This window comes from Bacteroides sp. AM07-18 (assembly GCF_003602695.1).
Taxonomy (GTDB): domain Bacteria; phylum Bacteroidota; class Bacteroidia; order Bacteroidales; family Bacteroidaceae; genus Bacteroides; species Bacteroides uniformis.
Genome location: NZ_QTLM01000029.1, coordinates 1 through 7,000 on the forward strand (window position 1 = coordinate 1; position 7,000 = coordinate 7,000).

Here is a 7,000-nt window from a genome sequence, read left to right on the forward strand (position 1 = left end):
AAGGTAATTTCATTTCTATTCATTTCCAATTTATTTATAAAGGGTTTACCTTACAAGTATATACAATAAAATGAAGAAAAACAGAAGCTTATAATGTATTTCTTCATTTTAGCCAGTCTTTCAGAATGAACTCAAATATATTTCTTATATTTGCGAAAAAAGTCGCATTGAAAAAAGTCGCAATATGAATAATCCATTTAAATTCGGTACGATTGTAGACGGTGAATACTTTACGGATAGAGTAGCGGAACAAGAAAAAGTAAGAGAGATACTTGCAAGTGAGAATCACCTGATACTTATTAGCCCACGACGTTTCGGCAAGACCAGCCTCGTCCAAAAAGTAACGAAAGGGTTGTCACGTCCCGTTTTCCAGTTGAACCTGCAGTTGGTAACAGGCACTGCCGACTTTGCTGCACGATTATTGCGGATTGTGCTTCAACAATATCCGATGGAACGTCTGAAACATCTTATCACTCATTTTCGTTTTATTCCCACCATTTCAACCAATCCCATGACGGATGGTATAGAAGTTTCATTTCAGCCGTCAATGGATGGTTTCATTCTGTTGGAGGATGTATTCACACTGATTGATAAACTGGGTATGAAGAATCCACACAAGAAACCGATTGTAGTACTGGACGAATTCCAAGAAATACGTACATTGGACAAGAATCTGGATAAAAAATTGAGGTCTATTCTACAGACTTACAACCATGCCAACTACATTTTCTTAGGTAGCCAGGAATCGATGATGCAGGAAATCTTTGAGAAAAAGAAATCTCCTTTCTATCATTTTGGATATTTGATGAAGTTGGGTAAGATTCTTCAAGATGACTTCTATGAGTTCCTCAAGAATGGCTTTCTTCTCTTAGGTAAAGATATGGATGCTGAAACGATAGGCTGCAGCATTCTGTCGTTCACCAATTGTCATCCCTATTACACCCAGCAACTGGCTTACCAGACATGGAATAACTGGAAACAAAACGGTTACAGTGATGCTTTGGTGGAAACTGCCATTACGGAGTTGACTCATGTACACGATATGGATTATGAACGTTTATGGAGCACTTTCAATAAAACAGATAAAAAAGTCTTGATAGGCTTAACTATGCAGATGGGGACTCCGTCCAGTCTTCCTTTTCTACAAGGTGTCGGCATTGATTCTCCAAGTACTGCCTTCAGTAGTTTGAAGCGACTTGGGCAACAAGGATATGTGATACGTAATGAGGGGTATGAACTGGATGACCCTTTCTTCAGAAGGTGGATTGAGGTAAAGAGAGAAGGGTGATAGAAAGAGGAAATCCTTGTTGGGTTTCGTATCATTTTAGCATATTGAGTTTTATGCTTATCATGTCTTTATATGATATTTGCATCTCCTCCGGTAGAAAAGAGAGAGTGATGAACTCCATCCATTTGGTTTCTACTTTCAAGAGTTTCTTGAAAAGGTTTTCTATTACTTTTTCGTCCAATCCCGACGCCCGCATGGACGTGACAAAGTCAGCCTTCTTCAATTTACGTTTTTTGCCGTTTAGTGTAAGTGCAAGTTCTTCGGTGTCTTCAGGCATCACCAATGCGGTAGACAGCATGTCATATGCTGGTGTGAGCGTATATACCTCTTGTTGGGGACTATAAAGCGAGAAGTTCTTCAAATGCATGTCGGCATTACCGGTTATCCATGAAAAGACGACTTGCTCCCAGAAATTCACCAGGTCCAATTTGGGAGCGGATGAATATCTCAGCACTAGCTTCGCAATCTGCTCATAAGAACCTTTGTATTTTTGTTCAGTGAGTTTTTCAGAAAGTTGGCACATATCCTCCATAGCCAATTTTCCCCCTTCATTCGTGCGGTCTATGCGCCGGGTGATATAGCATAATTCACCATCCTCAAAGCGGATGAGGCTATGTGGCACAACTCGTATCTTGGCTATTTCCGCAAGATGCATTGTCAGATCCTCTAATTCGGGAAGATTACCGAACCGTTCGGTTTGCGGCTTCAAAATATAGCGCCCCCATAAGCCTACAATCGTAAATCGTCCAGGCTCGTTTTTACTTCCTTTGTTGATATCCAATGATAATTTGGCCTGCACTCCGGTCAGTGTGGTCTGACTGCGAATTACCTGCCTTGCCAAATCGTTGAGATTATTGTGCGTATAAGGCAATATAGGCGCCTCTAGTGTCCCGAATATCTTTTTTGAGCAAGCCTTGTGGAAATCCCTCTCATTTCCATTCAGTTCTTTGTAGCAATACAGACATTTTGCCATTTTTAATCCTCCTCATTTATAGGTTCTACACCCACTGCACCGATACAGTCTTTACAGCACGCCAGCAACAGTGACATTCGGTCACGTGCATCTATTTTCCAGTTCTTTTCCGCAATGTCAAGCAGCCATCCTTCGGGTATCAGCCCGTCGAAAAAAGGAAACAGCACTTTGTCGTGATAGGCTTTCTCTGTCAAGGGTAATGTGAGACTGACAGCTTCTGCAACATCCGACTGCAGGAATTCCGTATCGTACTGGAAGGTATAGCCATCCTCATCCTCTGTGAGGATACCGGCTTTTATTCCTCGGAGATTTATCAATGCCTGCTTCATCATTCGTCAGTTTTAGTTATAGGTACTGCGCCAACTTCGCTGCCAAACAAAGACAGTAGCTGGTTTACCTTGTCCAACCGCAGCGTCTGTTTGCCTTGTTCCAATTCACGGACAAAGCGCAAGCCTACTCCTGACTTTTCCGAAAGTTCCACTTGGGTCAGATTGTACTGCTTACGCATCGCTTTTACATATTTGGATAATGTTGTTTGTTCCGTATATTCCATTTTTATACCCTTTGGGGTACAAAGATAGAATATATTTTCGTTATTACACCCATAAGGGTATAAAAAGATTAAAGGAGAAAGAGATTATGTCTTTTCGGGTATAAATTAGCTAGAATAAGTTTATGAATCTATCCATTTCCTGTCTACCTATTTCTGGCTTTACTCTTAAAGCCTGCCAGTCCTTCACTGCTTCAACGGCCTCTGTGATAATTCTTTCAGTGGCTTTTGGGCTAAGCATATAATCTCTTATGAGAATCACACTATATTTCTAGGCCGGCTTTGCTTGATTCTGCTGAGTACATAAGAAGATAGCTTGTTATGTTGTTCAAACTCTTATAAATTCTTGTCACTTTTGCTGCGTACAACTGTCTAAATGGTGAATTGCTGAAAAAAGCAAGAGGCTGTCTCAAAATGCACTTGAGATAGCCTCTTCTATGCAAATGTTTTACTCTTCAGTTTATTCCTGATATTTCACTTTTGTTCCCAAAGCATCGTGGCGCATTTCGCGCTCACTTCGGTAAAGCTTTTCATCTTTTAAATAATAGTATTCCTGATAACCTCCAAATTCGATATTGGCATACTCTAAGTGGTCTTCGGCCTTGCAAGACTTCCATGTACCTTCATACTTCACTGAATCAGAGAAAGTGATGAGGGTGGTTGAGTCTGCACGGAGTTCAAACCTCACGCCATTTTCCGTTATGAATGTACCGGCGAAAGAATGAGTAGACTCTGTACTGTTAGTATTGGTACAAGAATATAAAAAACCGAAAGCTATTGTCAACATAGCCAAAATCGTTCGTCTCATTGTTCTTTTGTTTTTATAGAAAAGAGAGTGCTTCTTTTCCGGAAACACTCTCTTTTATTAGTTATCTGCAGTGATGATTATCTTTGAGCAGGAGTACCAGAGTTCTTCTTAACATCAACTTCGAATGTCAAAGTGAATGTCTTCCACTTGTAACCGAACTTCACAGGGATGAACAATTTGTAATCCCAGTTAACCGGAGTACCGCTGTAGTTGTTGTAAGTCAGAGTTTCATCTGCCTGGTTGTAAACAACCTTGGTATTAGAAGGCAGAGGACCGTTTGTTACACCATCAGTCGGAACCAAGTTACCGTTAACCAGTTTCAAGTTAGACTTGATTTGGTCTGTCATCCATTCGCCCGGAACTACTTCGTAGAATTCCCACAAAGCTTTCTGCAAGCCGGTAGTATTGGCTACAATATACTTCTTGCCTGATTCGTCAGCATTCCAAGAAACATAAGTGAAAGCACCCTTAACGTCAATTGTACTACCACCTACAGTTGCATCAGTAAAGTTCTCAGTTTCACCTGTAGTTACTGTCAACGGTTCGATGATAAATGCATCATATTCCTTGATAGTTGCAGTGTGGGCAGCAGCCAGCAGAGAACCAGTAGCACAAGCATCTGTGTAGCATACGTCGGCAACCAACTTGATGGGGACATACTTGCCTACGAGAGCCTTGGCAGCTTCTGTCGGAGCGTCGCCGCTACGCGGTGCGTGAGTCGGGTTTACTTCTTCCAACTTGATGTTGTAAGTGATTTCATTGGCATCCAGCTTGTTGGGAGCGTAGTTCACAATCTCAGCAGCTTTCTTGCCGTCGATGTACAGGATTGTTCCGTCAGGACTTACAGTCGCAGTCTTTTCAACAACGCTTGTACCGTTGAAATATTCGTACTTGTAAGCAGAATTGGCAGCTTCCAGTTTTTCTTTGTCGAACACGAAGCGGGCACCTTCCTCTGAATAAGCACCACCTTTCACACCCTGGTGGCCGCTGGCAGCATAAGGATACAGTCCGGAATAGAAGAACTTCTTACCGGCACGCAGTGCATCGGCATACCAGATTGCGCCGCCCAAACCGGTTGTCGGTTTAACTCCGAGGTCGTTCAGGAAACCGTTCAGCAAGTCTGTGTAGATGTTACATGTCGGGTTATTCTCTGTATTGTTAGACCATGCCGGGTTGGATTCCTCGGTATTGTAAACAATCGGGTTTACATTGAATGTGGACCATTCATTGTCGTTCTTCCAGTAGCGGCCATCGTAACCCCAGAGGTTGAATACCGGCTTGTAGATAGTACGTGTCAAAGTAATCTTCAATGTAGGATATGCACCTGTAGGATCGGAGTAGTAGCAAACCTTGCTGAAGCTCATCTTTTCCTGGTTGTTCCAGTTCGGATACTTCTTAACGATGTCTGCATGAGTCAGTGTCCAGATGATGTTGTAAGATTCTACACCAGCTTCAGAGTTGGCAATCACAGAAGCCGTACCTTCGCCGGCACCCTTTGTACCATCAAATTGAGTATAAACGGCGTGGAATTCCTGCTTGGTCATACCACCTTCTTTAGCCTTGTCGTAGATGTCCTCATTCATTTCTTGAGTACCGATGCGACCGGTGTAGTTGCTGCAGTAATAGATAGAATCAGCAAAAGCATGAGACAACTCTCTCTCGCCAGCTTCTTTCACCCATTTCACTTTCAGGTAACGCATGGCAACCAAAGCATTGTTTACTGTATCCACCAGTTCCACGCGAACGATAGGCTCACGACCTACAGCTGTTGCAGAAGTACCTTCGACAGTATAAACCTTGGAAGACATGATACCGTTTTCGTGAGAATCCAGCTTGGCAAATTTCTGCTGGTCTGTCTTGTTGGTGTTACCATCTACGCCACCCAATGTGTTATAAGGAGCAGTAGGGATGTAGAAACGGAATGTCAGACCATAATCCTTGTAGTTTGCCAGATTTGCATGGTTAGCGTGGTTAGTTTTAGCATCTTTAGCGTCTGTAACACAAACCTTCACCAATTTCTTCAAATCAAGCGGCTCGTTATAAGGTTGCTTAAAGTCTACATATTCGTTGGCTTTAGATTCGTATACGCATACAGAGTCATGATAGTGTACATAGAAGTCTTCTTTGCCGTCGTTCTGGATTTCATCGGCAAACTTACCGGTCATAGTTTTGCTAAAGTCAGTTTTGCTATTAACCAGATACGGAACCTTAACCTCTTCGTGCAGACGTACATATTCAGAGTTCACATACACCTTAGTACCTTGTTCGTCAAAAGCTTTCTTTTCAGCAGCTGTATAGTTTTCAGCAGCGATAGGAGCTTTCAAAGATGCCATGTAGAACTTTTCCTTGTCGCCGGCAGTCGTTGCAGCGATAGAACCCTTGACTGTCTTTTTGAATTTTACTGTCAGCACGTCCTTATTGATGTCGTACTTAACCGGTTGAATCGGGCTGTTAGTCTTAATATCAGCACCGGTAGCCTTGGTCATAATATTTTCAGATGTGATGCAATCAAATGAGGGCAATTCAATATCTGAAGTACGGACACCTACGCTGGGGCTTACATGGAAATAAGCCTCGTTGTAATCTGTAGAAATGGAGTTAGCTGTAGCAGCAGCATTTACGTGGTCCAAAACCGGAGTCGTAGTGTGGTCTTGAGTTGTATGCTTAGCCATAGCCTGATACTTCTGCGGGGTATATTGCAGGGTAGTCAGCGTGATGGCGGCAATACCGTTGATGTGGCTGGTAGGGATTACGGCCAGGCTGGTCAGACGATGACCAATCAGGGACATCACCTCAGCACTTACCTTGTCAATTTCAGCAGCCAAGTCCTTCAGCTTCTCGTCTGTAACGAAGTCGCCTTTCAATTCTTCTTTCAGAGCCGCAATCTTTTGGTTTACGATGTCCAAAGAAGCCAACTTGTCGATTTGGTCTTGCAGTTCTTTCTTCAGAGCTTTCAAGTCGTCATCAGAAACACCACCTTCTGCCGAACCGGCCTTGTCCAAAGCTTCCTGAGCCTTGTCCTTAGCTTCGTTGGCAGCTGTTTTAGCATCGTTGACAGCTGTCTCCAAAGTCGAAACTTTTGCAGCCAGCTCTTCAAGTGAAGCTTTCTTGTCCAGTTGTTCCTGCAAGTTCTTGATGTCGTCATCATAGTCCTTACAAGACGTGAACGTTCCTGTCGCACCTATCATCAAGGCACTGAACAGGGTCACACTTAGAAACTTTTTGTTCATAATTGAAAAACTTTAAATTTATAAATTTAAAAAATAAAAAGTGAATAATTTCTCATTTCCGGCATTCCTTTTCCCACAATGCTTTTGTTAAAAAATTCCGTTACTTCGCAGGTAACGGAGGAATTTTCCGTGCAAACATAATTGTTTTTCT

At 42.5% G+C, this 7,000-nt stretch carries 6 protein-coding genes; 1 reads left to right on the forward strand and 5 read right to left on the reverse strand.

All coding sequences use genetic code 11. From position 1 onward, the window contains the following. Positions 1–184 precede the first annotated feature (184 nt). Positions 185–1,288 carry an ATP-binding protein gene (locus DW096_RS18835; RefSeq protein WP_117963762.1) on the forward strand — a complete coding sequence of 368 codons (1,104 nt, stop codon included), beginning with the start codon at positions 185–187 and terminating at the stop codon, positions 1,286–1,288. Positions 1,289–1,319: 31 nt separating this feature from the next. On the opposite strand, the gene DW096_RS18840 is transcribed toward DW096_RS18835, so the two are convergent. The 5 genes from DW096_RS18840 to DW096_RS18860 form a co-directional block, all read right to left on the reverse strand. Next, positions 1,320–2,261: a HipA domain-containing protein gene (locus DW096_RS18840; RefSeq protein ID WP_044468749.1), complete on the reverse strand. Its 942-nt coding sequence runs from the start codon at positions 2,259–2,261 to the stop codon at positions 1,320–1,322. Between the two features lie 2 nt (positions 2,262–2,263). Beyond that, positions 2,264–2,590 (reverse strand): HipA N-terminal domain-containing protein, encoded by a 327-nt coding sequence (locus DW096_RS18845; protein WP_035450466.1) that lies wholly within the window; start codon positions 2,588–2,590, stop codon positions 2,264–2,266. Then, positions 2,590–2,814, reverse strand: coding sequence for a helix-turn-helix transcriptional regulator (locus tag DW096_RS18850; RefSeq protein ID WP_005824474.1), 225 nt, complete (start codon positions 2,812–2,814; stop codon positions 2,590–2,592). The genes DW096_RS18845 and DW096_RS18850 overlap by 1 nt, the downstream gene beginning before the upstream one ends. Positions 2,815–3,271: 457 nt before the next feature. Next, positions 3,272–3,619 carry a hypothetical protein gene (locus tag DW096_RS18855; RefSeq protein WP_022401132.1) on the reverse strand — a complete coding sequence of 116 codons (348 nt, stop codon included), beginning with the start codon at positions 3,617–3,619 and terminating at the stop codon, positions 3,272–3,274. Positions 3,620–3,696: 77 nt separating this feature from the next. Then, entirely contained in the window at positions 3,697–6,849 is a 3,153-nt protein-coding gene (locus DW096_RS18860; protein ID WP_182012205.1) for a PspA/IM30 family protein, read from the reverse strand. Positions 6,850–7,000: the final 151 nt, after the last annotated feature.

Coding starts and splice junctions, on each gene's coding strand:
- DW096_RS18835 (WP_117963762.1), top strand. CDS start 185: ATGAATAATCCATTTAAATTCGGTACGATTGTAGACGGTGAATACTTT.
- DW096_RS18840 (WP_044468749.1), bottom strand. CDS start 2,261: ATGGCAAAATGTCTGTATTGCTACAAAGAACTGAATGGAAATGAGAGG.
- DW096_RS18845 (WP_035450466.1), bottom strand. CDS start 2,590: ATGAAGCAGGCATTGATAAATCTCCGAGGAATAAAAGCCGGTATCCTC.
- DW096_RS18850 (WP_005824474.1), bottom strand. CDS start 2,814: ATGGAATATACGGAACAAACAACATTATCCAAATATGTAAAAGCGATG.
- DW096_RS18855 (WP_022401132.1), bottom strand. CDS start 3,619: ATGAGACGAACGATTTTGGCTATGTTGACAATAGCTTTCGGTTTTTTA.
- DW096_RS18860 (WP_182012205.1), bottom strand. CDS start 6,849: ATGAACAAAAAGTTTCTAAGTGTGACCCTGTTCAGTGCCTTGATGATA.